Source organism: Mesorhizobium sp. f-mel (assembly GCF_053850215.1).
This window is the reverse complement of the sequence record NZ_JBSPTO010000016.1, coordinates 115,182-138,989: the sequence shown is the minus strand read 5'-3', so window position 1 is coordinate 138,989 and position 23,808 is coordinate 115,182. Positions and strand designations below refer to the sequence as shown.

General features: G+C 62.4%; 23 protein-coding genes. 15 read left to right on the top strand and 8 right to left on the bottom strand.

What is annotated here, in order from left to right; genetic code table 11:
• Positions 1-163: 163 nt before the first annotated feature.
• Positions 164-1,540 (bottom strand): aspartate aminotransferase family protein, encoded by a 1,377-nt coding sequence (locus ACWUKX_RS19970; RefSeq protein ID WP_456008563.1) that lies wholly within the window; start codon positions 1,538-1,540, stop codon positions 164-166.
• Between the two features lie 149 nt (positions 1,541-1,689).
• On the opposite strand from ACWUKX_RS19970, the gene ACWUKX_RS19965 reads away from it, so the two are divergent.
• From ACWUKX_RS19965 to ACWUKX_RS19945, 5 genes are all read left to right on the top strand, one after another.
• Positions 1,690-1,812 carry a hypothetical protein gene (locus ACWUKX_RS19965; protein ID WP_287337691.1) on the top strand — a complete coding sequence of 41 codons (123 nt, stop codon included), beginning with the start codon at positions 1,690-1,692 and terminating at the stop codon, positions 1,810-1,812.
• 2 nt (positions 1,813-1,814) lie between these two features.
• The gene (locus ACWUKX_RS19960) at positions 1,815-2,933 is read left to right on the top strand and encodes an NAD(P)/FAD-dependent oxidoreductase (protein WP_456008561.1); all 1,119 of its coding nucleotides are present in this window, start codon (positions 1,815-1,817) and stop codon (positions 2,931-2,933) included.
• A 458-nt stretch (positions 2,934-3,391) separates the two neighbouring features.
• A complete protein-coding gene (locus ACWUKX_RS19955; protein ID WP_456008560.1) occupies positions 3,392-3,670 on the top strand; it encodes a hypothetical protein in 279 nt (92 codons plus the stop codon).
• 240 nt (positions 3,671-3,910) lie between these two features.
• On the top strand, positions 3,911-4,309 hold the full coding sequence (locus ACWUKX_RS19950) for a hypothetical protein (protein WP_456008559.1): 399 nt from the start codon (positions 3,911-3,913) through the stop codon (positions 4,307-4,309).
• Positions 4,310-4,381: 72 nt separating this feature from the next.
• On the top strand, positions 4,382-5,572 hold the full coding sequence (locus ACWUKX_RS19945; protein WP_456008558.1) for an NADH-quinone oxidoreductase subunit D: 1,191 nt from the start codon (positions 4,382-4,384) through the stop codon (positions 5,570-5,572).
• Positions 5,573-5,588: 16 nt separating this feature from the next.
• Here ACWUKX_RS19945 and ACWUKX_RS19940 read toward each other — a convergent pair whose 3' ends face one another.
• Both ACWUKX_RS19940 and ACWUKX_RS19935 read right to left on the bottom strand, forming a co-directional pair.
• Positions 5,589-6,341, bottom strand: a complete 753-nt coding sequence (locus tag ACWUKX_RS19940) for a metallophosphoesterase family protein (protein ID WP_456008557.1) — start codon at positions 6,339-6,341, stop codon at positions 5,589-5,591.
• Positions 6,334-7,146 (bottom strand): nucleotidyltransferase family protein, encoded by an 813-nt coding sequence (locus tag ACWUKX_RS19935; RefSeq protein WP_029350560.1) that lies wholly within the window; start codon positions 7,144-7,146, stop codon positions 6,334-6,336. The genes ACWUKX_RS19940 and ACWUKX_RS19935 overlap by 8 nt, the downstream gene beginning before the upstream one ends.
• 147 nt (positions 7,147-7,293) lie before the next feature.
• Between ACWUKX_RS19935 and ACWUKX_RS19930 the strand changes: the two genes are divergently transcribed.
• Positions 7,294-7,578, top strand: coding sequence for an acylphosphatase (locus ACWUKX_RS19930; RefSeq protein WP_065006638.1), 285 nt, complete (start codon positions 7,294-7,296; stop codon positions 7,576-7,578).
• Positions 7,579-7,774: 196 nt separating this feature from the next.
• On the top strand, positions 7,775-9,481 hold the full coding sequence (locus ACWUKX_RS19925) for an HAD family hydrolase (RefSeq protein WP_029350556.1): 1,707 nt from the start codon (positions 7,775-7,777) through the stop codon (positions 9,479-9,481).
• Positions 9,482-9,665: 184 nt separating this feature from the next.
• Here ACWUKX_RS19925 and ACWUKX_RS19920 read toward each other — a convergent pair whose 3' ends face one another.
• A complete protein-coding gene (locus ACWUKX_RS19920) occupies positions 9,666-10,100 on the bottom strand; it encodes a hypothetical protein (RefSeq protein WP_082982175.1) in 435 nt (144 codons plus the stop codon).
• A 304-nt stretch (positions 10,101-10,404) separates the two neighbouring features.
• Between ACWUKX_RS19920 and ACWUKX_RS19915 the strand changes: the two genes are divergently transcribed.
• Entirely contained in the window at positions 10,405-10,590 is a 186-nt protein-coding gene (locus tag ACWUKX_RS19915) for a hypothetical protein (protein WP_036267210.1), read from the top strand.
• Between the two features lie 117 nt (positions 10,591-10,707).
• Here ACWUKX_RS19915 and ACWUKX_RS19910 read toward each other — a convergent pair whose 3' ends face one another.
• Entirely contained in the window at positions 10,708-11,640 is a 933-nt protein-coding gene (locus ACWUKX_RS19910) for a GntR family transcriptional regulator (protein WP_164759971.1), read from the bottom strand.
• 135 nt (positions 11,641-11,775) lie between these two features.
• Between ACWUKX_RS19910 and ACWUKX_RS19905 the strand changes: the two genes are divergently transcribed.
• From ACWUKX_RS19905 to ACWUKX_RS19875, 7 genes are all read left to right on the top strand, one after another.
• On the top strand, positions 11,776-12,975 hold the full coding sequence (locus ACWUKX_RS19905; protein ID WP_456008556.1) for a C45 family autoproteolytic acyltransferase/hydolase: 1,200 nt from the start codon (positions 11,776-11,778) through the stop codon (positions 12,973-12,975).
• Entirely contained in the window at positions 12,957-13,898 is a 942-nt protein-coding gene (locus tag ACWUKX_RS19900; RefSeq protein WP_029350549.1) for an ABC transporter permease, read from the top strand. Before ACWUKX_RS19905 ends, ACWUKX_RS19900 begins: the two co-directional genes overlap by 19 nt.
• Positions 13,895-14,722 (top strand): ABC transporter permease, encoded by an 828-nt coding sequence (locus ACWUKX_RS19895; protein ID WP_456008555.1) that lies wholly within the window; start codon positions 13,895-13,897, stop codon positions 14,720-14,722. Before ACWUKX_RS19900 ends, ACWUKX_RS19895 begins: the two co-directional genes overlap by 4 nt.
• Positions 14,723-14,763: 41 nt before the next feature.
• Positions 14,764-16,395 carry an ABC transporter ATP-binding protein gene (locus ACWUKX_RS19890; protein ID WP_456008571.1) on the top strand — a complete coding sequence of 544 codons (1,632 nt, stop codon included), beginning with the start codon at positions 14,764-14,766 and terminating at the stop codon, positions 16,393-16,395.
• Positions 16,396-16,420: 25 nt separating this feature from the next.
• Positions 16,421-16,894, top strand: a complete 474-nt coding sequence (locus ACWUKX_RS19885; RefSeq protein WP_456008554.1) for an MOSC N-terminal beta barrel domain-containing protein — start codon at positions 16,421-16,423, stop codon at positions 16,892-16,894.
• Positions 16,822-17,157, top strand: coding sequence for an MOSC domain-containing protein (locus ACWUKX_RS19880; RefSeq protein ID WP_456008553.1), 336 nt, complete (start codon positions 16,822-16,824; stop codon positions 17,155-17,157). The genes ACWUKX_RS19885 and ACWUKX_RS19880 overlap by 73 nt, the downstream gene beginning before the upstream one ends.
• 533 nt (positions 17,158-17,690) lie before the next feature.
• Positions 17,691-18,110 (top strand): hypothetical protein, encoded by a 420-nt coding sequence (locus ACWUKX_RS19875; RefSeq protein WP_455846959.1) that lies wholly within the window; start codon positions 17,691-17,693, stop codon positions 18,108-18,110.
• Positions 18,111-18,275: 165 nt separating this feature from the next.
• On the opposite strand, the gene ACWUKX_RS19870 is transcribed toward ACWUKX_RS19875, so the two are convergent.
• The 3 genes from ACWUKX_RS19870 to ACWUKX_RS19860 form a co-directional block, all read right to left on the bottom strand.
• Complete coding sequence (locus tag ACWUKX_RS19870) at positions 18,276-20,288, bottom strand: hypothetical protein (RefSeq protein ID WP_456008552.1); 2,013 nt, start codon at positions 20,286-20,288, stop codon at positions 18,276-18,278.
• 632 nt (positions 20,289-20,920) lie between these two features.
• Positions 20,921-22,489: an ABC transporter substrate-binding protein gene (locus ACWUKX_RS19865; protein ID WP_456008551.1), complete on the bottom strand. Its 1,569-nt coding sequence runs from the start codon at positions 22,487-22,489 to the stop codon at positions 20,921-20,923.
• Positions 22,490-22,539: 50 nt separating this feature from the next.
• Complete coding sequence (locus ACWUKX_RS19860) at positions 22,540-23,385, bottom strand: alpha/beta hydrolase (RefSeq protein ID WP_456008550.1); 846 nt, start codon at positions 23,383-23,385, stop codon at positions 22,540-22,542.
• Positions 23,386-23,808: the final 423 nt, after the last annotated feature.

The window sequence follows — 23,808 nt, the reverse complement described above, 5'->3', positions numbered from 1 at the left end:
CACTGGAATGCCGAAACTACATCGAAAACGCCGGATACAAGTCAACCTAAATGCGAAAGGCTCTAGTTCCTAAAGTTCGTCCTTAACCCGACCTGCAACCTTAGCCGAACGCGCTGTCAGCAGCCCGAGCAGGCATAGCAGTCCGCCGAGGCAGTTTTTTGTTTCAGGTTTCAGGTCCGACCTGCTTGACCGCGGCTTCGAGCGATCTTTCAAACGCGTCGATCATCCGATCGACCTGAGGCTCGGTGATGATCAGCGGCGGGCAGAAGGCCAGCGCGTCGCCCATGTTGCGCGAGATGACGCCGTTCTGCTGCATGAAACCGTTGACGAGCACGCCCAGCGCGCCGGCCGTCTCCCACGGCGTCTTGTCCGCCTTGTCGCCGACCAGTTCGACCGCCGCGATCAGGCCGACGCCGCGCACTTCGCCGACAAGCGGGTGCGAAGCGAACTTGCGCAGGCGCTTCTGCATATGCGCGCCGACCGTGCGCGCATTGCCGACGAGATCGCGCTCCTCGATCAGCTTCAGGTTCTCCAACGCGACCGCGGCCGCAACGGGATGGCCGCCGCCGGTGAAGCCGTGGCCGAAGGTGCCGATGCGATTGCTCTCGTCGGCAATCGGCTCGAAAACTTTTTCGTTGATCAGCAGGGCCGAGATCGGCAGGTAGGATGAAGAGATCTGTTTCGACAGCACCATGATGTCGGGCCTGATACCGAAGGTCTGCGAGCCGAACATTTCGCCGGTTCGGCCAAAGCCGCAGATGACTTCGTCGGCAACGAGCAGGATGTCGTATTTCGACAGCACCGCCTGGATCTTCTCCCAGTAGCCGGCCGGCGGAACGATGACGCCGCCGGCGCCCATGATCGGTTCGCCGAAGAAGGCGGCGATGGTTTCCGGGCCCTCGGCCAGGATCAGCTTTTCCAAGTCGTCGGCAAGCCGGCTCGAAAACTGCTCTTCGCTCTCGCCAGGCAGCGCCTCGCGCCAGTGGTGCGGCGTCGACGTGTGCAGCACATTGGCGATCGGCAGGTCGAAGGAAATGTGGTTGTTGGGCAGGCCGGTCAGGCTTGCCGCGGCAATGGTGACGCCGTGATAGCCGCGATTGCGGCTGATGATCTTCTTGCGTGCCGGCTGGCCGAGCGCATTGGACCGGTACCAGATCATCTTCATGGCCGTATCGTTGGCCTCCGAGCCGGAATTGGTGAAATACGCCTTGCTCATCGACACTGGCGCCATCTGCACAAGCTTCTCGGCGAGATCGATCAGCGGCGAATGCGATTTGGAACCGAAGTCGTGATAGTAAGGCAGCTTGGACATCTGGCGCACCGCCGCGTCCACCAGCCGCTTCTCGGAGAAGCCGACCGCTACGCTCCAAAGCCCGGCCATCGCTTCGATATAGCGGTTCCCGGCGAGATCCTCGACATAGATGCCGTCGCCCTTCTCGATGACGAGCGGCCCTGCTTCCTCATGCTTGCGGGCATTGGTGTAGCCGTGCAAGTGGTAGCTGATGTCGCGAGCTTCGGGAGAATTCGGTCGAGCGTCCATGATGGTTCCTGTCCTGCATGCCGGGACGTGGGTCCTGCCGCCGTTCGGCGCGCATCGGCAGGTCCCTCTGGCATTAATGCTGTTTGGTGCATCTGTTTCTTGTAAGGGTGTCAAGCCCTTTCGAAAGCGCTGGCGGATGGACGGAAGACATGCAGATTTTCAGCTTCGAGGCCGCAGAACGCGAGAACCTGCGCCAAGCCCGCTGTGCGCATCGCCGAGACGTCATTCCTAAACGGCTCACCAGGCACAACATCGAGGCTGAGGTGGCCTGATCGTGGACCATGTCGACTGCATCGTTGCCGGCGCCGGGGTCGTCGGCCTCGCGATCGCGCGCGGGATGGCGCAGCGCGGCATGGACACCCTGATCCTCGAAGCTGAGAACGCCATCGGCACCGGGATTAGCTCGCGCAATTCCGAGGTTATCCATGCCGGCATCCACTATCCGGCCGGATCGTTGAAGGCCCGGCTCTGCGTGGCAGGCCGGGAAAAGCTCTACCGTTACTGCCAGGAGCGGGCGGTGCCGCATGCGCGCTGCGGCAAGCTCATCGTCGCCACGAATGCCGGACAGGAGCCGGTGCTCGCTTCCATCCTGGCCAACGCCTCTGCTTGCGGCGCGGGCAACCTGACGCCCTTAACCGCCGCCGAGGCGCGCAGGCTGGAGCCGAAGCTGCGATGCACGGCGGCCCTTTTGTCTCCCGCAACCGGCATCATCGACAGCCACGCCCTGATGCTGGCGCTGCTGGGCGACGCCGAGAAGCACGGGGCGACACTCAGCCTCAACACCCGCATCGTCGCCGGCCGCATCGAGAGTGGGCGCATCGTGCTCGACACGGTCGACAGCACCAGCGGCGGCTTTGAAATCGCCACCGCGCGCTTCATCAACGCCGCCGGGCTTGGCGCCACGGCACTTGCCGGCTCGCTTGATGGGCTCGAGCGGCAATTCGTGCCAGAACTACGCTACGCCAAGGGCAATTATTTTTCGGTCGCCGGCCGGGCGCCGTTCTCGCGACTGGTCTATCCCATACCCGAACCCGGCGGGCTCGGCGTGCATCTGACGCTCGACCTCGACGGCGTCGCCCGCTTCGGGCCTGACGTCGAATGGACGGATCAACTCGACTATCGCGTTGATCCAGCGCGTGGCGAGCGCTTTTACGACGAGGTCCGCAAATACTGGCCGGACCTCGCCGATGGCAGCCTGCAGCCGGCCTATAGCGGCATCCGGCCGAAGCTCTCCGGTCCCGGCGAAGCCAATGCCGACTTCGTCATCCAGGACGCGGCGGTGCACGGCGTGGAGAGCCTCGTCAATTTGTTCGGCATCGAGAGCCCCGGCCTGACCTCAAGCCTGGCGATCGCCGACCATGTCGCGCAGCGCCTCGCGCCGAAGGCAAGCTAACGAGGCGACCTGCGAGCCTGCCCGCTGCCAAAAGCATAATCCAAAACGCCGTAAGCCATCTGTAAGGCGGGGTCGCAGAACCTGGGTCCCTCGATTACCGGGACCATCGATATGAAGAACCGTTCGAAGCCATACCGAACCCAAGCTGCCGGTTCGAGGTCTGGGACAATGAGACCGGCGAGCCCGTCGTCCATCGCGATCGGTTGCTCACCTTCCCCTCGGCGAAGTCGGCGGCAAGGATCGCCGACTTCCTCAACCACAGCCGCAGCCACCGGTGCCGCGCCGGCGCCGCCGAATGGCGCGTTGCGGACCGCGATGTCGGCTGGGGAGAATGACCGCCAAGCTGCTCAACCTCGCGATCGGCTTATGGCGGAGCTTCGCCGGCTCCCCTTCGAACGAAATTTGACGGAGGATCGAACGCTTGGTACCGAGCGTCGGAGGAGTCCTCGCCATGATCGATGAACCAAGCCGTGAGCCACCGCGGTCCCCAGGATTTGGAGCGCCTGCTGATCTCTCGGCAGTGGGAGAGAGACATCGACGGCATGGCCGCGCTTTTTGAACCCAACGCCGTCGTCGACAGCGGTGAGGGGCGACTGATGCTGGGCCGCGAAGCGATCCGGGCACTCTTCGCGGACATCACCGCAACGGGCCGAAAATTTGTGGCCGGAAATCGGGCCCCCGCTGTTGTCAGCGGAGATTTGGCGTCACGTCAACCCGTCTTCCTGACGGCACCGTAACCGCCGAGGTCGCCCGACGCCAGGGCGACGGGACATGGCTATGGGTCATCGATCGATTCGCCGTTGCGTAGCGTCGGCCTGACGCATGTACTCACCGACGGCCTTATCCTTGACGGACCGGAACCATAATCCGGCACAATGGTTGTGTGGTCACCAAGTGATCCTCCCCGAGCAAACCGGAAAACGGAAGGAACGATCATGCGCATGTTGACGACGATTGCCGCCCTTTCGGGATTGGCCTTGGCGCAGCCGATCCACGCGCAATCCACCGACCCGCAGCTTCCCCAAATCGCACCCCCTGCCCCGGAAGCCCTGCCCGATCCAACCCTGCCCGACCAGGCGCCGCCTGACCAGGCCCTGCCCGACCAAGCCGTGCCGGATCAAGGTTTCACCGACCAGAACTTTACTGGCATTGCGATCGTTGCCCTTGAGGATTTGCCTCCGGAGCTCAAAACACAAGCCGAGGCCGTGATCACCCAGACCAGCGTTGAAGATCTGCTTACCCTGCAGAGCTCGATCGATGCGTCGCCGCAGGCAGCAACGGCGCTGGCGGCGATCGGCCTGGATTCCTCGCAAGTTGTCGCCGCCAACATCGATGGCAATGGCACGCTGACGCTGATCATCCAGACAACGACCTGATCGGCGGTCCGGGCGTGGCGGCCGGAGCACTCGGCTTCGGCCGTAAGAACACAGTACGGCGGGAACACCGTCATGGTCGAAGCAGCAGTTCGCAACTTCACCCTCAACTTCGGGCCGCAGCATCCCTCAGCTCACGGCGTTCTGCGGCTGGTGCTGGAACTGGACGGCGAGATCGTCGACCGCGCCGATCCCCATATCGGCCTGCTCCACCGCGGCACGGAAAAACTTATCGAGTACAAGACCTATCTGCAGGCCCTGCCCTATTTCGACCGGCTCGATTACGTGGCGCCGATGAACCAGGAGCATGCGTTCTGCCTCGCCGCCGAGAAGCTGCTCGAAATCTCGGTCCCGAAGCGCGGACAGCTCATCCGTGTTCTCTTTTGCGAAATCGGCCGGCTCTTGTCGCATCTCCTCAACGTCACGACACAGGCCATGGACATCGGCGCGCTCACCCCGCCGCTCTGGGGTTTCGCCGAGCGCGAGAAGCTGATGGTTTTCTACGAGCGCGCCTCCGGCGCCCGCATGCATGCTAATTATTTCAGGGTCGGCGGCGTGCATCAGGACTTGCCTGCGAAGCTTCTGGACGACATCTGGGCTTTCTGCGACCCGTTCCTCAAGGTCTGCGACAACCTCGACGAATTGCTCACCGGCAACCGCATCTTCAAGCAGCGCAATGTCGATGTCGGTGTGATCGGGCAGGACGACGCCTGGGCCTGGGGCTTCTCCGGCCCCATGGTGCGCGGGTCGGGAGCGGCATGGGATTTGCGCAAGGCACAGCCATATGAATGCTACCCCGAGATGGATTTCGACATTCCGATCGGCAAGAACGGCGACTGCTATGACCGCTATCTCGTCCGCATGGAGGAAATGCGCCAATCGGTCCGGATCATGAAGCAATGCCTGGAGAAATTGAGATCGCCCGAACGCCGCGGGCCGGTCGCGATCCCGAACCAGAAGATCACGCCGCCGCCGCGGGCGTCGATGAAACGCTCAATGGAAGCGACGATCCACCACTTCAAACTCTACACGGAGGGTATTCGCGTGCCCGAAGGAGAGGTCTACGCCGCGGTGGAGGCGCCGAAGGGCGAGTTCGGCGTCTATCTGGTGTCGAACGGCAGCAATACTCCGTATCGATGCAAGATCCGGGCGCCGTCCTTTGCCCATTTGCAGGCGATGGATTTTCTGTCGCGGGGGCACATGATCGCCGATGTCGCTGCGATCATCGGGTCGCTCGATATCGTGTTCGGCGAGATCGACCGCTGACCACCCACAGGGCGTTTCAGATTTCGAGCAAGGCGTAAGGACGGCCGGTCGGCTTCGCCACGTGCATGGCGACATTATATACCGGGGCACCGCCGGGCGTGCGACCTTCATAGACGCCGCGATGCGCGTGGCCATGCACCACGGCGCTGACCTTGAACCGATCGATCGTCTCCGCCAGGCGCGACGAGCCCAGGAACGGAAAAATCTCCAATGGCTCGCCAGCGACTGTCTCGACGACCGGAGCGTAGTGCAGGACGACGAGCGTACGACTGGTGCGAACCTGCCGCATTGCGTTTTCGAGCCGCATCGACTCGCTGACGCTTTCAGCGACCATCGCCTTGATCGCCGGCTCGCCGAACGAGCCGAGCATGCGTGATCCAAAACCGCCAATGAAACCCTTCACGCCGACAAAGCCGACCTCCTTGATTTCCGCCGTCTGACCGTCAAGAAGATGGACGCCTGCCTGCCGAAGGATGTGGGCGACGTCCTCGACCGCACCGGATTCATAGTCATGGTTGCCGAGCACGGCGACGACCGGGATTGCGCAGGCGCGCAAGTCCTCAGCAAGGATTTCGGCCTCTCGGGGCCTGCCGAGATTGGTGAGGTCGCCAGTGAGAACGAGGACGTCCGCTTCGCGCGAGACCTCGCCGAAGAGATCACGACAAGAGGTCTCGGCGTCTTCCTGCACGTGCAGGTCGCCAACAGCCGCAATCCTCACCGTGTCGCCGTTCCCAACCCTTGCCTTGGCGGTTATGCCCTTCTCAGCCATCACGAAATTCTCCTGTTCCACCGACGCCGGCAAAGCCCCATTCCTTGACGTCGATCTCGTAGTCAGTCGGCGAAAGCAGCCGTCCGCGGCAGATCTTCATTCGGGGAGTGGGCAGCTCCCTCTGCTTGGCGAGACGGTCAAGCAATTCGTCGAGCAGCCAGGCCGGTACATGATCGCGCTCGCTCGGATAGATCCATCGGAAATTGAGAAGCTGCATCAACAGCACCTCCCAATGAACTTCGAGGTAGGAAAGCAGCCGGTGCCAGTCGATCTGATCCTGCGCCTTGAGGATTGTATGAGCGACGTCGGCGCCGTCATGGCGGCCTCTGTCTTGGATGAAGCACTTGGACCAGATAAGCTCGGTCGGACCGACGATCCGCACCCGACTGCCCAGCAAATCGATTTGCCTTGCGTGCTCCAGCCACAGGTCGCTGACAGGCATGGTTCCGTTCGCCGAGGCGAATATGACGTCAAAGAAATGCGTGCCCTTGAAGACCTTGCCGAGCCACCGGTCATCCAATATCTCGACCGCATAACCGGCCTGCTTGAAATGAGCGAGAATGCGGGCGTAATCGCCGGCCTTGCAGAAAATGTCGAGATCCTTCGTCTGGCGCGTAACCCCTGTGTAGGCGCTCACCGCGTAGGTGCCGGCGACAAGAAAGGGAATGTCCGTCGCGGCAAGCTCGCGGATCGCCTCGGTGTAGAATACCTCGGCCTCGGCGTAGCGAAGCGTTGGCTCCGCTTTTGCGTCGATCGTCGGAACGGATGCCGGGATGGCGCGTCCCTTTGGAGAATCGTTGGTCATGAAATCGTGGCTCCGAGGCACCCGCAACCTGCAACTGTCCGTCTTTAAACAAAGCCGCCGCCCCATGGTTCCGTTGCCGACAAGGCGGAGCCTTTTTCGCCGCTAGTGAGTTGAAGGTGTGGACAAACCAGCTGCACGGAGGTGACCATGGAGGACGGGCGCAAAGCAGTACGCGTCAGGCTGAGTGGAAGGGTGCAAGGCGTCTCTTTTCGCGTGTGGACACGGACCGAAGCCGAGAAGCTCGGTCTGTCCGGATGGGTTCGCAACGAGGACGACGGATCCGTAACGGCACTGATCGTCGGAGCCGAGGGCGCGGTTTCGACGATGATGAACCGGTTGTGGGAAGGGCCGACCGGGGCGTCGGTCTCCAGCGTGAAATCCCAAGACGTCGATCCCGGCCAGGAGCCCAACGGATTCAGGATTGTCGGCTAGCAAGCGGGTACCGGTTTGGAAATGCTTAAGCAAAAGCAAGGCCTCAGCGACTCTTGCCTTCCGCCGCCGGGAACAATCGGCAGCCAGCGCCGTTTGAACCGATCAGCCAAGACAAAGTCACTGGAGCAGATGGCTTTCCGCTCAGTTCGGCGAGAAAGCTTCTCGGGTCAGCTTCGGACTACCGACGGACAGTTCAATGTATGCTCTTGCACTAGCCACTGACTACGACGGCACGCTCGCGGAAAACGGGATCGTTTCCGATGCCACCCGTGCCGCGCTCGGGCGGCTGAAGGAAACCGGCCGCAAGTTGATAATGGTCACCGGTCGCGAGCTTGCCGACCTCGAAAGCGTTTTCCCGGAGCTTGGCATTTTCGACAAGGTCGTCGCCGAAAATGGCGCGCTCGTCTACACGCCGGCTTCGAAGGAGGAGCGTATCCTGGCGCCTGCGCCTCCGGCGGAATTCGTCGACAGGCTGATGATCCGCAAGATCGCGCCCCTGTCGATAGGACGTTCCGTCGTCGCCACCAGGGAGCCCAACGAGACCATCGTGCTGGAAGTGATCAAGGACCTTGGCCTGGAGCTGGAGATCATCTTCAACAAGGGTGCCGTCATGGTGCTGCCGAGCGGGGTCAACAAGGCGACCGGTCTTGCGGCTGCCCTCGAGGATCTGGGATTGTCCGCCCACAATGTCGTCGGCATCGGCGATGCGGAGAACGACCATGCCTTTCTGCGCGCCGTCGGCTTCGGAGTTGCAGTTGCCAATGCACTGCCGAAGGTAAGGGAGACGGCGGGCCACGTGACGAATGGTGCCCGCGGCGCGGGCGTGAGGGAGTTGATCGAGGGCCTCATCTCGCATGACGCCGCCTTGCTGGACACGGCGCGGCAACGCATTGAGATTGGCGCGGACGACGGGTCGGGCGCGGTGATGCACCTCTCACCGCGCGGCGGCGGCGTGCTGCTGGCCGGCACGTCGGGGATCGGGAAATCCACCCTCGCCACCGCCCTGACCGAACGCTTCGTCGAGCAAGGCTTCCAGTTTTGCGTGCTCGACCCGGAGGGCGACTACGAGGAACTGGAGGACGTGCTGGTGGTTGGCGACGCCAAAAGCCCGCCGAGCTCGCGCGAAATCTTCGACCTCTTGTCCAAACCGTCCAACAATGTCGCCGTAAACATGCTCGGGATCAAGACCGCGGAGCGGCCAAACGCCTTCGCCAAGCTGCTGCCGGAGCTTGCCGCGCTTCGCGCCCGCACCGGACGGCCGCACTGGCTGATCATCGACGAGGCACACCACCTGTTGCCGCATGCGCGGGATGGCACATCCTTTGCGCTTCCAAAAAGCCTTTCGGCGACCATTCTGGTCACAGTTCATCCCGATCTGGTTTCGCGGGACGTGCTGGCAGGTGTCGACACGGTGCTGGCTCTTGGCCCGGAAGCCGACAAGGTCGTCGAAAGCTTCTGTGCCGCAATTGGCGAAGACGTGCCGCAGGGCGTCGTGCCGCCACCGGAAAACAAGGTCTTGTATTGGAACCGGTCGACAGGCGATCCCGCAAGACCGATCTCGATCGAGCGTCCCCGGCAGGAACGCAAGCGCCATATCCGCAAGTATGCCGAGGGTGATCTTGGCGACAATAGTTTCTATTTCCGCGGCGCGGACGGCAAGCTCAACCTGAAAGCGCAAAATCTCATGATGTTCCTCCATATCGCCGAGGGGATCGACGACCGCACCTGGGAGCATCACTTGCGCGCGGGCGACTATTCGGCCTGGTTCCGCGATCAGGTCAAGGACCAGGGACTTGCGGAGGAAGCGGCTGTCATCGAGGATGACGAGAGTCTCGATCCGCATAGAAGCCGCGCCGCCATCGCGGAAGCGGTCCATCGCCGCTACACGGCGCCCGCCGACTGAAATCAGCCCATGCCTGTCGTATCGAGGCGCATTGTATCGACCTTCGCCGATGGCGGATCGCCGCCGAACGGCATATCCGCACATCAACGACCACTGATGCGAGGCGTGAAAATCGCTTCGCCGCCTCCATCACCAGAACATGCCGGCCCCTAGTGTGAATGCCGGCAGCGTGAATGCCCTAGCGTCAATGCATGAATGTTCCTCGCAGCCAGGCGAAGAAACCGAACCGCTCGGACATTGCCGCACGGACGCGAGAGGCAGCCCATCGCGCTCGTATCGTGGCGCCGACATGGCAGTGGCAGACAATTTCGTGCAATTGCCAGTCAGTCAGTTCGAAGAAGCGCCTGGCTTCACCGTAGGTGTCGTCTCTCAAGCCTTGCGCACGAAAGATTGGGTCCTCGAAGGCAACCGTGAGAGGCGAGTCGTTGTAACGCATTTTTTCGCGTATCTCAGGGGACTTATATTCGGTGCCCGTCAGCGCTTCGAGACGCCGATCGGGATTTTTCTCCAGCAGTTTCGCCCAACGTTCGAGACGCTGGCTTCGGGTCGCTACGAGGTCTGTTGCTTCAGCGTGAACGTCGGCAACGGTATGCAGTTGGTCAAGTGTCTGGTGCTTCACGGCCGCCTCCTATTCAGCAGGTGAGTTCGTCCCACCCTGAAATGGAAATTATGGCGCTCCACGACGCCGACAAGGCCCTTATGCGCGGACCATTCGATCACTTTTCTGACGGCGCCGTCCTGCCATGAGCGCTCGATGCCTGCGGGGTCATCGGAGGCTCCCATCGGAACCATAGGCAAGCGTGGTCGTTCTGCGTGCATCGGCCGCTAGAGCGAAACCGGTCGAAAACGAGTAGGCGTCAAAAATCCGGCGGACGTCGGCGACCCGCCAAGGCAGAGTGCAGCGAGCGGAAGGAAATCACACCATGGCCATTCTTCCCACTCCCGAACCAACGCCCACTCCGGCGCCCACGCCACCACCATTTCCTGAACCGAAGCCTGTACGTGAGCCGGATCCGGACAGACTTCCCGACGAAGCTCCCGTCCCCAATCCGGATGAAAATGATGCGCCGCTGAAAATCGGTCCTAAAGCATCCAATCCCGACATTTGACGGAGCGGATCGGCGTCAAGCGATCGGGGAGACGCTCGTTCCAGATCGCTTAGTGCCGGATGTCGGGGCATTGCGCGGCCGAGTGGCCAGCATGCGCGATGCCGTCGCCGGCGGGCATCAGATCGAGCGCTGTGGCGAAGCGAACTCGGAGGCCTGCCGTAGATGCTGGCGCAGCAGCGCCTCGGCCCATTCGATCTCGCCCGCTTCGACGGCATCGAGAATGGCCAGATGTTCCCGGCAGGACTGCTCGATGCGTTCCGCCGGCAATTCCTCGAAACCCGCTGATTCCTGCAACCGGCGCAGATTGTTCTGCTGGCGCACCGCATCGGCCAGGAACCGGTTGCCGGAGCAGGCCGCGAGTCCTTCGTGAAAGGATGCATTGATCCGGAACCATTCGTCGCCGCCGATCAGTGTCTTGCCCGTCGACACGATCGCCAGGATGCGCTCGTGAGCGCGCCGGACAGGCGCCAGCTGCTGAGGACCCGCATTGAACATGGGCGACCGCAGCGCCGCGCATTCGACGGCCATCCGGAATTCATAACTTTCCCGGTAGGCGTCCTCGCCGACAAGTGTGTCGGCGAAACGCCAGCCATGCCCCGGCAGGCGCTGCACCAGCCCTTCGGCGGCAAAGCGGAGCAGGAGCTTGCGCACGACGCCGCGCGACACCTGATAGCGCGGCATCAATTCCGCCTCGGACACCTCCTGGGGCAGTTGGCCAAGCGCGCGCTCCCGCATCATCCTGCGGTAAAGCTCCTCGAGCGGAGAGCTGGGCAGGATATCCTCCGGGTCGAGGTCGGCGACATCGCGCGCCAATTGCAGCCCCCTCGTCTCGAAGGGACTTAAGATACCCTGGGCGACCAGCAGTTCCAGCGCCGCGCTGACGGGGGAACGCGAAACGCCGAACGTGCGGGCAAGGTCCGGCACCGAGACGCGGGTTCCGACCGTCCAGCCTGAATCCCTGATCCGCTCCAGGATCCGCCGCGCCAGATCGATCTGCAGCGGACTGGCCGCCTCGCTGCGTGCCGGCCGGTCGATCATCGTTTCGTTCATAGGCACTTCCTCAAGCGTTCGCATTATAGATATGCGCCACGCAGTTCGAACTAGCAATCTAGCGAATTTTCCTGCTTTTCATTCAATCAAAATGCATTAGTATCCGGACTCGCACCAGTTTGAGGCTTCCGCTTGATGACAACAGTCGCACCATTTCCGCTTGTCGAGATCGATGGAGCGCCGAGAGCGCGCGGCATGGCCTATGGCGAACAGGCGCGCGGGCGCATCGGCGCTTCGGTGGCGCTCTATGCCGCGCAGCTCGACCGTTTCGGCTTCAGGCGGGACGATGTCGGGCGGTTCTCCGGCATCTTCCTGCCCCGCTTGCGGCAATGGGCGCCCGATCTCGTCGAGGAAATGGAAGGAATTGCGTCAGGCGCGAATGTCGACCTGTCCTCGATCGTCCTGGTCAATGCGCGTACCGAAATCCTGCAGCTCGCCCGGCGCGAGAAAGGCATTTCCGACGACGAGCCCGACGGCTGCACGGGCGCGGCGATCCTGCCGGAGGCAACCCGGAACGGCAGGCTCATCCATGGCCAGAACTGGGACTGGAAGGCCGAATGCGCCGAGACCTCGGTGGTGTTGCGCATCCGGCGAACGGACGGGCCGGACCTCCTCACCTTCACCGAAGCCGGCGGACTGGCGCGCAGCGGCTTCAACTCGGCCGGTATCGGCATCACCGCGAACTATCTCGAATCGGACCGCGACTATCGCGGGATCGGAATTCCGCTTCCCTTCATCCGGCGCCGGGCTCTTGAAGCGCAGCATTTCGCCCATGCCATTAAGGTGGTGGCGACGACGCCGAAATCCGGTTCCAACAACATGATCCTGAGCACAGCCGAAGGGTTCACGGCCAATTTCGAATGCGCCCCGGACGAGGTCTTCACCATCTATCCGGGCAACGACATGATCGTCCACGCCAATCACTGGCAGAGCCCGGTGGCGTTGTCTAAGCTGCGCGAAACCGGACTTCGCGACGTGCCGGACAGTCTCTATCGCGACCACCGCGTGCGCCGGCACCTGTCGGCGCGGCATGGAGACATAACCATCGACGACCTGAAGGAAGCGCTGTTCGACAACTTCGCTTCGCCGTTCAGTGTTTGTCGCCCGCAGATCAGGAAGGAAGGTGGCAATCTCTCGGCGACGGTGGCGATGATCGTCTTCGAACCAGCCGCCGGCGTCATGGAGATCGCGCCGTTGCCGGCCAAGAACCGTGAATTCACCCGCTACGAACTCACCATCGAAGACGAGATCCTCGAGCGGGCGGAGAAGGCAGTGCCCGCACGGGAGAGACCTTCGTTATCAGCACAGGAAAAAAGATGGTCCGCTTTGTCCTGACCCGCCTCGCCAGCGCCGTGCCGACACTCATCCTGGTCTCGGTCGCGGTCTTCGTGATGATGCGCTTCATTCCGGGCGATCCTGCGACGCTGATGCTGGGCGAGCTCGCGCAGCCCGGACAGGTCGATGCGATGCGGCATCAGATGGGGCTCGACCAGCCGGTGGTGGTGCAATATCTGATCTGGGCCGGCAACGTCCTTTCAGGCGATTTCGGACGCTCGATCGGCAGCGGGCAAGAGGTGCTGCCGCTCATCCTCGACCGTTTCGCCGTCTCCTCGACCATCGTCTTTCTCGCCGTGATTGTCGCCTCGGCGATCGCCGTGCCTGCCGGAATGCTGGCTGCTTGGAAGCAGGACAGTCTCCGCGACGTCACGGTCGTCGCCACCTCGACCATCCTGCTCTCGATCCCTAGTTTCTGGCTGGGGCTGATGCTGATGCTGATCTTCGGCCTCTATCTCGGCTGGCTGCCGGTCGTCGGCTACGTACCCTTCAGCCGCGATTTCGCGCAAGCCGCTCTGTATGTGATCCTGCCCGTGGTCACCTTGGTGCTCGTCGAGTCCGGCCCGATTGCGCGCATGGCCAGGGCCAGCACGATCGAGGTGGCGCGCCTGGAATACATCACCCATGCGCGGGCAAAGGGGCTTTCGGAAAGCGCGGTGATGTGGCGCCACGCTTTCAAGAATGCCTTCGCGCCCACCTTGACCCTGATTGGCTTGGTGCTCGGCAGCCTGCTTTCCAGCATCGTCGTCATCGAGACCGTCTTTACCATTCCCGGCCTCGGCCGGCTGCTGGTCGACGCGATCTATGCCCGCGACTATCCCGTGATTCAGGGATCGATGCTGTTCGTCGCCTTCATCTATGTCGCGGTCAATCTTCTCGTCGACCTGATTTACCCGCTGCTCGATCCGAGGGTTACCGCATGATCGCCCGTGCGCTCGGCCGGCCCGGTCTGAAATTCAACGCGATCTTCGGGATCGCCGTCACCGGGGCATTGATCCTTTTGGCCGTGTTCGGTCCGTGGATCGCGCCCTTCGATCCGCTCAAGCTCGATCTGCCGTCGCGCCTCAGCGGGCCCTCGCCTGTGCACCTGCTCGGCGCCGACGAATTCGGTCGCGACGTGCTCAGCCGCCTCGCCAGCGGCGCGCGGACCAGCGCCTGGATCGCTTTTGCGACGGTCGCCTTCGCATTGATCACCGGCACCCTCTTCGGCGTTCTCGCCGGTTTCCTGCGGGGCTGGGTCGATCGCGCCATCATGATGGTCAACGACGCCTTCCTCGCCTTCCCTGGCCTGCTTCTGGCGCTCGGCCTGATGGCGGTGATCGGCGCCAGCCGCGAGGGCATCATCGTTGCGCTCGGCCTTGCCTACATGCCGATCGTGGTGCGCGTGGTGCGGGCCTCCGTGATGACCATTCGCGAGCGGGAATATGTCGAGGCCTCGCGCGTGATGGGCAATAGCGAGATCATCACCATGGCGCGGCATGTGCTGCCCAATTGCGTTGCCCCGATCATCGTGCTCGCGACCACCATGTTCGGCTGGATCATCCTGTCGGAAAGCGCGCTGAGCTTTCTGGGACTGGGCGTCCCGCCTCCGGCGCCCAGCTGGGGCAACATGCTATCGACGGCGCGGCCCTATATCGGCCACGCGCCGCATCTGATTATCCTTCCGGGTCTCTGCATCTCGATCACGCTGCTCGGCATCAACATGCTGGGCGACGCGGTGCGCGACTGGCTCGACCCGAATATGTAGGTGCTGGAAACATGCTCGTGCCGGCCGGGGACAACAACACGATGCTTTCAGTGCGCAACCTGTCGATCTCGGTGGGACCATCGGGAAAGCGGATCGTCGACGAGCTGAATTTCGATCTCGCCTCTGGCGACATGCTGGCGCTGGTCGGTGAATCCGGTTCGGGCAAGACGATGGCGGCCCGCTCGATCCTGAGCTTGCTCCCTGCCCCGCTGATCACGACCGCTGACAGCAGCATCCGCTTCGAAGGACGGGAGCTCACAGGCCTTGCCGCAAAGGCACTGCGCCAGATACGCGGTGCACAGATCGGCATGGTTTTCCAGGAGCCGATGGTCTCGCTCAATCCCGCCGTCACCATCGGCGAGCAGATGGCGGAAGGGCTTCGCCTGCATCGCGACATGTCGCGCGCAGAGATCAAGGACCGCTCGCTGGCGATGCTGGAGAGGATCCAGATCAAGGATCCCGGCAAATGCCTTGCGGCCTATCCGCACGAATTCTCGGGCGGCATGCGCCAACGCATCATGCTGGCATCGGTCATGCTGCTCAAGCCTCGCCTGCTGATCGCCGACGAGCCGACCACGGCGCTCGACACGCTGGTGCAGCGCGACGTGCTCGACCTCATGGTCGAGCTGACGCGGGAGAATGGAACCGCCGTCCTGCTGATCAGCCACGACCTCGGCATGGTGTCGCACTATGTGAACAACGTGACGGTGATGTGCGAAGGCAAGGCGGTCGAACAGGGAAGCAGCACCCAGGTCCTTCACGCACCGCAGCACGACTATACCAGGCGGTTGGTGGATGCGCTTCCCAAGCGCAGCGCCGGCGGATCGAGAAGAGCCGTCAACGGCCCGCCCGTGGTCGAGATCAGCAATGTCGTCATCGACTATCCGGGCCGTCCCAGGCTGTTTGCGCGCGCGCAGCCGAAGCGCGCCGTAGACCGCGTCGACCTTACCATCCGGCGTGGCGAAACCCTGGCGTTGGTCGGCGCGTCGGGCTCCGGCAAGACGACGCTCGGTCGCGCCATTGTCGGCCTCGTCAGGCCGTCCAGCGGAACGATCTCGTTTCTTGGCAAGGCGATTGCAAGTGGACGACCGGCTGACACGCGATTGCAGCGGCGCGACATGCAGATCGTCTTCCAGGACCCCTATTCCTCGCTGGACCCTCGCCAGTCCATTGCGGAAATCGTCACCGAGCCGTTGAAGCTCGACACCGAATTGGATCGCAAGCGGCGGACCGCGCGCATGAATGAGGTCATCGAGGAAGTGGGACTGGCGCGCGACCTTCTCGAGCGTTTCCCGCATCAGCTGTCAGGCGGGCAACGCCAGCGCGTCGCGATCGCGCGGGCGATCGTCAGGCGACCGGCCTTCGTCGTTGCCGACGAGCCGGTTTCGGCGCTGGACATGACGGTGCAGAAACAGATCCTGCTCCTGATCCGGTCGTTGCAGGAACGCTACGGTTTCGCCTGTCTGTTCGTCTCGCATGATCTGGGTGCGGTGGAGCAGGTTGCCGATAGGGTCGCCGTCATGCAGGAGGGAAGGATCGTCGAGATCGGCGACCGCGACGACGTCTTCGACCGGCCGCGCCACGCCTATACGCGCGCCCTTCTCGATGCGGCGATGCTGATCGATCGCCGTTTCGCCGACGGCGCGGGCGCACGCAAGGCAGTGGCGCAATGACGGCGACACGGCTCGTCTCCGCATCATGACGCCGTTCGGCCATATCAAGGAAATCTGGCGATATCCCGTCAGTTCGATGGGCGGCGAAGGGCTGGACGGGACGGAGCTTGCGGAAGGCGGGATTCCGGGCGACCGGATCTGGGGCGTCGTCGACCGGCGCGACGGAATTGTTGCCGCGCCGGAGAAGCTAAAACATTGGCGGCCGCTGCCGAACCTTCTTGCAAGGCTGCGGGGCGACAGGCCGGAAATCGGATTGGACGATGGCTCCTGGATCGATGCCGGCTCCAGCCTCGCAGGTGAGCTGGTTTCGGCCTTACTTGATTTCCCGGCGGCGCTGCACCCACATGTCCCGTTCGGTTCGCAAGCCCACGATCATATCGCGCCACGCTATCAGCGCGCCGACATCCACATCGTCACGTCAGCCCGATGGACAGGCTTGCCGGCCTGGTTCCGGATCCGTCGCAAGTGGATTCCAGGCGGTTCCGGCCCAATATCGTGATCGAAACCGACGCTTCGCAGGACGGTTTCGTCGAGCAGCAGATCATTGGGAAAGTGCTTTCCATCGGCGAGGCACGGATCGTGATTTCGGAGCCTTGTGCGCGCTGCACCTTCACGGCGCTGGCGCAAGGCGATCTTGCCTTCGAACCGGCAGTGCTGCAAACCATAGCACGCCATGGTAAAGGCGGCTTCGGCGCGCTCTGCCAGATCGTGCAGCCGGGCAAGATCATGCTGGGCGACAGGGTCACCTTGAACGAAGCTTGACCGTTCTTCCAGCTTTCAATGCCGGACGGCGGCACGTTGCGGCGGCTGATGGGTGAGATGGGCCGTAAGTTCGATGGCGGCTATGCGGAGTATGCGTTGTTGCCGAACTCGCTGCTGATGCCGGCCACTACGCACCGCGTCCTTGATACACCGAATTCATCCCCTAGTTTACCTCCGTGGGCGCCTTAGTCGCGAGTTTGCCTGGGGGCGGCGGCGGTTGCGCCGTCCTGACTGCATGCCGCGGAAAGACGGTTTGACCGACGCACTTTATGGAGGTGGTCGTGCGTCAATCCCCTGAATCCAGCTGGGCATATTTCGCATTCGTTTGCTCGATCGCGGTAGCTTGCGCAGGAGCTGCAGAAGGCGGCCAGCGCGGCGGAGGCAATAGCGCTGGCGACCATGGTGGCGGAGGCAATAGCGCTGGCAGCCATGGCGGAGGCAATAGCGCTGGCAGCCATCACGGTGAAGGCCGCAAAGGCGGCCCGCACAAAGGACCTGGCGGCAAGCCCAGCGGCTCCAGCAGTAGTCCACCGGTGGATGACGATGGGACCAGCACCGCTGCAACGGCGGCAGTGGCGGCAACTACGACCGCCACTGCCGTCAGTGTCGTCCCGTCCGTAGAGGCCGGACGGTCGGTCGGCCTTCCGCCCAGCCTCCAGCCTCCCAGTGACGTCAACAGTCCATCAACGGTCAGTCCGATCAAAGCGCTGCCGGGCGTCCCGGATGAAGTCGTTCGCGCCTGCCATGATGCAATCGAGTCGGCCGCCGCCCCGTTTGGCGCGACCAGTGTGCGCGTCAGCAGCGCAGGTTCCATACATCAGTTGAGCCCGGATACGATCTCGGCTCCCATTGAGGTCAGCATCGACTATGTACGGCAGGGCAAGGTGGAGACGCGGCAGGCGCCGATCAAATGCGAATTGAACGCGACTGGCGGCGTGATCGGGCTGACATAGCGCATCGCAGACTCCTCGCCGACGAGAGCAGGATGAATTCGAACGGGTGATTTCATCCTGGCATAACTCCTTGTTTTGCCCGAAGTGGCCCCGGCGTCGTGAGCGGGTGCGTGGCAATGCCTTCCGAAAGCCTTCGATAGGAGGACCGCGCAGTCGTTTTGGAAATCACTCCAATGTCGCGTGTCTTGGCCTGAGGGAATAGGGAAGCGTGAGAGAACGCACCCGGGTAATCCGCGACGGGTTGCGAACCTTGCTACGTGCAGTCTTCTGGCTGACAGCCTTCACCGGGCCGGTAGCGGCTGCTGCGCGGCCGGAGCGCGGCTTCAGCGGTCGCTCAATCTGCGCGCTGCGACGCTCAGTCCTAAGCCTGTCATTGTCCGCGCGCGCCGCAGCCAAGTCGCGGGCAAGAGAAACATTGGCTTCACGTTGCTTGTCCAGAGCCTCCTTCAGCCTGGTGACCCGTACCAAAAGTGCTCGGGCGGCGGCGCGTTCGAGGCGAACCTTATCGAGATCCTCATGGGTCGAGACTGCTGCAGCGCGTTCTCGTGCCAGCGCTTGCGCCGTCTCGGTTGCAGTCTGCTCGGCACGCTCTCTCGCTGACACCGCTCTGGCTCGTTCCTGTTCAGACGCGTCGCGCTCGAGGCGAGCTTTTTTTAGCTCCTCACGAATCGACGCTGCTGCAGCGCGTTCTCGAGCCAGCGCGCCCTCCGTCTCGGCTGCGGTCTGCTCCACTCGTTCTCTCGCTGTGACTGCACCGGTCCGTTCCTGCTCAGCCGCGTCCGCGCGCTCCATGAGTGCGGCATTGGACAGTTTCACTTCGGCGAGGTCGCCACGAAGGTTCTCTGACTTCCGGCGTTCGTCGTCGAGCATTCCGCTCGCTTGCGCCAGCGAAGCCTTGGCTTTGGCGCGATCCTCGGCGGCCTCGGCCTCAAGCTGTTCAATTTTCGCCCGCGTTCGCGATAGATCGCGCGCCCGCAATGCGGCTCGCTGACGCTCCAGATAAGCAGCGGGCATCTCCGCAAAGACATAATTGGTGGCCTCGCTCAGCATTGTGCGGGCATCTCCCGCTATGCGCCGCAATGCGTCAAGTGTGCGGGCTGCCGCGAGCTCGTTGCGCAATCGCTCCTCGCGTGCGTTGTCGGAGGCTGCCATGCTTGCCCTCAGCGCATCGATCTGCTTGCGCGACTCGAGGAGTGCTCCCTGCAGAGCAGCGCTCCTGGCGCGTTCGCCTTCCGCCACCCGGTGCTCCTGGCCGCCCAATTCCCATGCGGCGGCTGCCTGACCACCGGCTGCCCCGACTTGCGCCCGGGCAGCCGCGAGATCCGGGCTGAGCAAGTCGACACTCGTGCCTTGGGCGCGCGAAATGGCGGGGGCGCTTTCGACCCAGTTTTGTCTCGTCATCGCATAGCTAAGCGGCACGGCCAGACAGATTGCGGCGACGCCCAAGCGGGGCACAAGACCGATCGGCTTGCGAAGGCGAGGAGGGGAGGCCGTTACGATCGTCGGCTCGGGATCCAGGCTGAACCCTCCCCTTTGAGCTGTGACATTCAAACTGCGCTGCGCCGGATTGGCCAACTGAGCAACTTTGCGCGGGGAAGCCTTATGACCCAATTGGTCCCATGCTGACCCGCAAATTCGCTCCCCACGTTCCGCGGGGGCGAGTTGTGTCGGCATACGGCTCAAAGCCCACAATACTGGACTACTTACGGCGGCAAGATTAGCCGCCACCTGCCTACGAACATAGCCAGCGATTTCTCTGACCGATGTCGCAAGGCGGCCGGATTGCGGTATGTCCGTCGCGGAAGCGTTGGTCTGGGCCGCAGACGAGCTCTCGCAAGCTTCGGAGCTCACGTCGAAATACTCGATTCGCACCCCGAACCGAAGGTAATTGGCATCCTGACGCCGAACGTCCAGGTCTGCGGTGTCTGAGGCCACGGCCACCTGAGAAGAAGAAGCAGGCTCGTTTGCAAGATTGACCGGGCTTTCCCAATCCCAAGATGCCACCTCGGGGGGATCAGATCCGCCTTCGCTCACATCTGATTTGAGGCGATGCCGTTGCACCGCGATAAGGATACGCCGGAGCACAAGATAGAGGCCCACCGAGGCAAGTGTTGCTGTCCCGCCCAGGATGGCGAGATCTGCGTCGTTTGCGTAAATTTCGGCAAGAGGATTTGGCATTGCCTTGCCTGTGCGTTCTTGGGTGTATTCTCAAGTTCGTGAAGCGGTGTTTGGTCCTCGCCTTGTGCTGGCTAAAGCCTTCGATCGCTTTCGAAGCTGTCACTTGCTTCGAGATCCCTCCAGTGCTCGGAGCGCCGGTCGCGCGCTGATAGACAGGCCGGCGCAGCTGACTTTCATTTGAATCGAAACTTGAAGATGCCGTGGCCGCCGATTATCGGTCGCCAAGGGCGCACAGGCTCTGAAAGCCGACTTGCAACTCTGCATCTCAACGTCCCGAGAGTTCTCCCACGGTGCGCACCATTCCGCCATTTCCGGCTCTGGACGGTCCGCCTGACTTTTAAGCTAGGTCACAAAGCTAGGTCACAGACCTCCACGGTCAACCGTCACCTCATACTAAACGTCAGAAGCACTTCGGCCCCGCACAACGGCCATCGCTGCTCGGATCGCTGTCGAACGACCGCTCCTGGCGCGCACACGCGCCGTCGGAGAGCTGGTGAGTTTAGGATCCTTCCCACCCTGAGCGGGTTTACGGCCCCGGAACCAAGAGTCAGGTTTTCACACCAGGTACCTCAAACGAAAGATCGGAGGACAACACGCCTCCGATCTTTCGAGCAACAGACAATCGCCAGCTCCTATTCGCTTTTCCAGACGCCCCATACGCGGGGGTTTGCCGCCGGCCATACCGAATAGCCCTTCACCTTCGATGACACCGCGTCGACCGATGGCTCGTAATAGAGGCCAAGGATCGGCACATCCTTTGCCATGAGGGCATGGAGCTGCTTGAACAGCGCCTTGCGTTGCGCTGGGTCGGTCGTCGCCATCGACCTCGTGTAGAGGTCGAGGGCCTCCTTGTTGTCCCACTGCGCCGTCGGGTCGGTCGCCTTGTCGCCGAGGATGACGCCATACATCAGCGACGGATCGAGACGAGCCGAGTAGCCGAAGGACTGGATCTGGAATTTGCCGGCAAGGTAATTGTCGAGCTGTGCCGCCCAATCCAGCACTTCGAGCTGGGCGTTGAAGCCCGCGGCCGTCAGCATCGCCTGCAGCAGCACCGCGTTCTCATACATCCCCTGGTAGCGGGTGTTGGTCTGGATCTTGATCGGCTGGCCCTTGTAGCCGGCCTCGTCCAGCAGTGCCTTAGCCTTGACCGGGTCGTATTCCGGCCATTTAAGAAATTCGTCGTCGAAGAACGAGCTCGCCTGGGCGACGGCCGAGGGATCTCCGGTGGCGACACCGTTGGTGCGGGCGGCGGCGATCTGGTTGATGTCGGCGGCATGCGCCAGCGCCGTGCGTATCTTGGCATTCGACAGCAGCGGGTCCTTGGTTTGCAGCAGGATCGCCGTCCATGACAGGCCTTGCGTCGACAGCACCGTCATGCCCCGCGACTTGGCTTCCTCGACACGCGATGATTCAAGATCGGGAAGCACGTCGAGCTCGCCGGCAAACAGCGCGGTCTCCGCCGCCGCCGTGTCGGGGATGACGATGAAGCGCACCTCGTCGACATAGGCCTCACGGCTGCCGGCAAAGCCACTTGGCGCCTCCTTCACCGGCTTGTAGTCGGGAAAGCGTTCGAGCGCCAAATACTGGCCCTTGACCCATTCCTTCAGCGTGAACGGGCCGCTGCCGATGGCGGAATCGGCGATCCATTTGCCGTCAGCGCCGACATTCTTCGGGCTGGCGACCCAGCCATTGCACTGGACACTGGCGAGCTGCGCCAAAAAGAGCGCATTCGGCGCGTTGAGCGTGAAGACGACGGTGCGTGGATCGGGCGTCGCCACTTGCTCGACCTTAAGGCCCTGGCTGCCATCGAAGAACGGAATGCAGAACCACTGGTTGGCTGGGTCCATGCGGCGATCCCAGTTCCATCTGACGTCGGATGAGGTCACGGCGTCGCCATTGTGGAAAGCCGCGCCGTCGCGCAGCGTAAAGGCATAGGTCTTGCCGTCGTCCGACACTTTCCAGGATTCGGCCAGTGCCGGCCCTACTGTGAGATCGGCGCGATATGCCACCAGCGTCTCAAAGATATGGTGCAGCACCGTGTCGGTATTCGCGTCTCGGCTGAGACCGTCGGTGGCGCGGATGTCGGCGTTGATGCGAACCTTGAGCGTGCCGCCGGTTTTCGGCTGCTCCTGCGCCGTCGCCGGCAATGCACACGCCATCACGGCGATTGCCGCCAGCACCTGGATCAATCGTCTTCCCATTCTCAATCCTGTTCCCATTTTTTTATCTCCAGTTTGTTGACTGCAGTTTTTCAGGCAGGCGCGGCATTCAATGTCCGCGCAAAGAACTCCTTGACTTTGGCGATGAGCTCGCGGTCGTTGTGAGCGATGCTAGGCACGACATCCAACTGCACCTCGACGCCGTGTCTCTCCAGGCTGCCCTTCAACGATCTGATCCGGTCGTTGCGGGTCGCGCCGGCGAGATCGGCGCCGGGCATCCACCAGTCATCCTCCGGCTTGATGGTGATCTCCCAGGTTTGGAGATCGTCACCACCGATCACCATCTGCACGGCGACCTTGCGCATGGCGTCGAGGTCGACGTTCTTGCCGAACACTCTCTCGAAGTCGCGCACCCCGACCCAGAAATCGTGATCGAAGTCAAGCAGCGTCACGACGCCCGGCGCACCGATCGATGCGGCCAGCAGACGTTCGGGATGGAGGAACAGGAAACGATGGGTGAAATGGCCGCCCCCAGAGAAGCCGTACATCAGCACACGGTCGCCGCGGATGCGATAACGCTCGCGCATCTCCTCGACCATGTCGAGCAGCACGGCATCGTAGTGGAGGTCGCCCCGGCGCAGCATCTTGTAAGAGGAAAGATCGCCCGGAAAACAGATATTCGCCGGGAAGAGCGGGGCGAGCACGATCACGCCGTTCTGTTCGGCGAAGTCGGCAAAGGCGTCCCGGTAGGTGAGCATGCCGCGTTCGGTGCCATGCACGATCACCGCCAGCGGATAGGTCTTGCCGCCGTCTTCGTCATAGTCCTCGGGCACATAGGCACAATAGGGGAAGCGCTGGTCGAAGCGGGAGGCGTACACCGAGGTGTGCCCGAAATCGTAATAGGACAGGCGTTTGCCATGTCCGCTGACGTTGCGCATCGAATTTTCCTAATCTCAATCTCATTGTTTCATCATTTTGTGTGACTGAAAAGCATTTGTTTAACCCTGATGTCAGGAAAGTACGTATTTTACATCGCATAACGCCGAAACTTCCGGAGCAGGCATGAGCAGGTGTCCGGCCGTCGCGCGTCAGTTCGGGGTTCCGGAAACTTGACGTGCTGCAAAAGGCGCATCGCGCCTCGTTTACGTCTCGCACGATAGCGGCGCGTGCGCGTGGCCCATCTGGGCTTCGATCGCGGCGACGATCGCATCGGCGCCGTCGGCTCAAGGTCGGCCGAGCGTCATGACAAACGACATCGTGAAGTTGTGCAGGTTGACTCGATTATCTGCTTGCCTAACTAGGTTCTCGGGGCTCAGCGCAAATCACTACAGTCGGTATGATATCTTCCCGCATCCGAACGC

Excerpts from the sequence above, each read along its gene's own strand:
- ACWUKX_RS19970 (WP_456008563.1), bottom strand. The coding sequence starts at position 1,540 with ATGGACGCTCGACCGAATTCTCCCGAAGCTCGCGACATCAGCTACCAC.
- ACWUKX_RS19965 (WP_287337691.1), top strand. The coding sequence starts at position 1,690 with ATGCAGATTTTCAGCTTCGAGGCCGCAGAACGCGAGAACCTGCGCCAA.
- ACWUKX_RS19955 (WP_456008560.1), top strand. The coding sequence starts at position 3,392 with ATGAACCAAGCCGTGAGCCACCGCGGTCCCCAGGATTTGGAGCGCCTG.
- ACWUKX_RS19945 (WP_456008558.1), top strand. The coding sequence starts at position 4,382 with ATGGTCGAAGCAGCAGTTCGCAACTTCACCCTCAACTTCGGGCCGCAG.
- ACWUKX_RS19940 (WP_456008557.1), bottom strand. The coding sequence starts at position 6,341 with ATGGCTGAGAAGGGCATAACCGCCAAGGCAAGGGTTGGGAACGGCGAC.
- ACWUKX_RS19935 (WP_029350560.1), bottom strand. The coding sequence starts at position 7,146 with ATGACCAACGATTCTCCAAAGGGACGCGCCATCCCGGCATCCGTTCCG.
- ACWUKX_RS19930 (WP_065006638.1), top strand. The coding sequence starts at position 7,294 with ATGGAGGACGGGCGCAAAGCAGTACGCGTCAGGCTGAGTGGAAGGGTG.
- ACWUKX_RS19925 (WP_029350556.1), top strand. The coding sequence starts at position 7,775 with ATGTATGCTCTTGCACTAGCCACTGACTACGACGGCACGCTCGCGGAA.
- ACWUKX_RS19915 (WP_036267210.1), top strand. The coding sequence starts at position 10,405 with ATGGCCATTCTTCCCACTCCCGAACCAACGCCCACTCCGGCGCCCACG.
- ACWUKX_RS19910 (WP_164759971.1), bottom strand. The coding sequence starts at position 11,640 with ATGAACGAAACGATGATCGACCGGCCGGCACGCAGCGAGGCGGCCAGT.
- ACWUKX_RS19905 (WP_456008556.1), top strand. The coding sequence starts at position 11,776 with ATGACAACAGTCGCACCATTTCCGCTTGTCGAGATCGATGGAGCGCCG.
- ACWUKX_RS19900 (WP_029350549.1), top strand. The coding sequence starts at position 12,957 with ATGGTCCGCTTTGTCCTGACCCGCCTCGCCAGCGCCGTGCCGACACTC.
- ACWUKX_RS19895 (WP_456008555.1), top strand. The coding sequence starts at position 13,895 with ATGATCGCCCGTGCGCTCGGCCGGCCCGGTCTGAAATTCAACGCGATC.
- ACWUKX_RS19890 (WP_456008571.1), top strand. The coding sequence starts at position 14,764 with ATGCTTTCAGTGCGCAACCTGTCGATCTCGGTGGGACCATCGGGAAAG.
- ACWUKX_RS19885 (WP_456008554.1), top strand. The coding sequence starts at position 16,421 with ATGACGCCGTTCGGCCATATCAAGGAAATCTGGCGATATCCCGTCAGT.
- ACWUKX_RS19880 (WP_456008553.1), top strand. The coding sequence starts at position 16,822 with ATGGACAGGCTTGCCGGCCTGGTTCCGGATCCGTCGCAAGTGGATTCC.
- ACWUKX_RS19870 (WP_456008552.1), bottom strand. The coding sequence starts at position 20,288 with ATGCCAAATCCTCTTGCCGAAATTTACGCAAACGACGCAGATCTCGCC.
- ACWUKX_RS19865 (WP_456008551.1), bottom strand. The coding sequence starts at position 22,489 with ATGGGAAGACGATTGATCCAGGTGCTGGCGGCAATCGCCGTGATGGCG.
- ACWUKX_RS19860 (WP_456008550.1), bottom strand. The coding sequence starts at position 23,385 with ATGCGCAACGTCAGCGGACATGGCAAACGCCTGTCCTATTACGATTTC.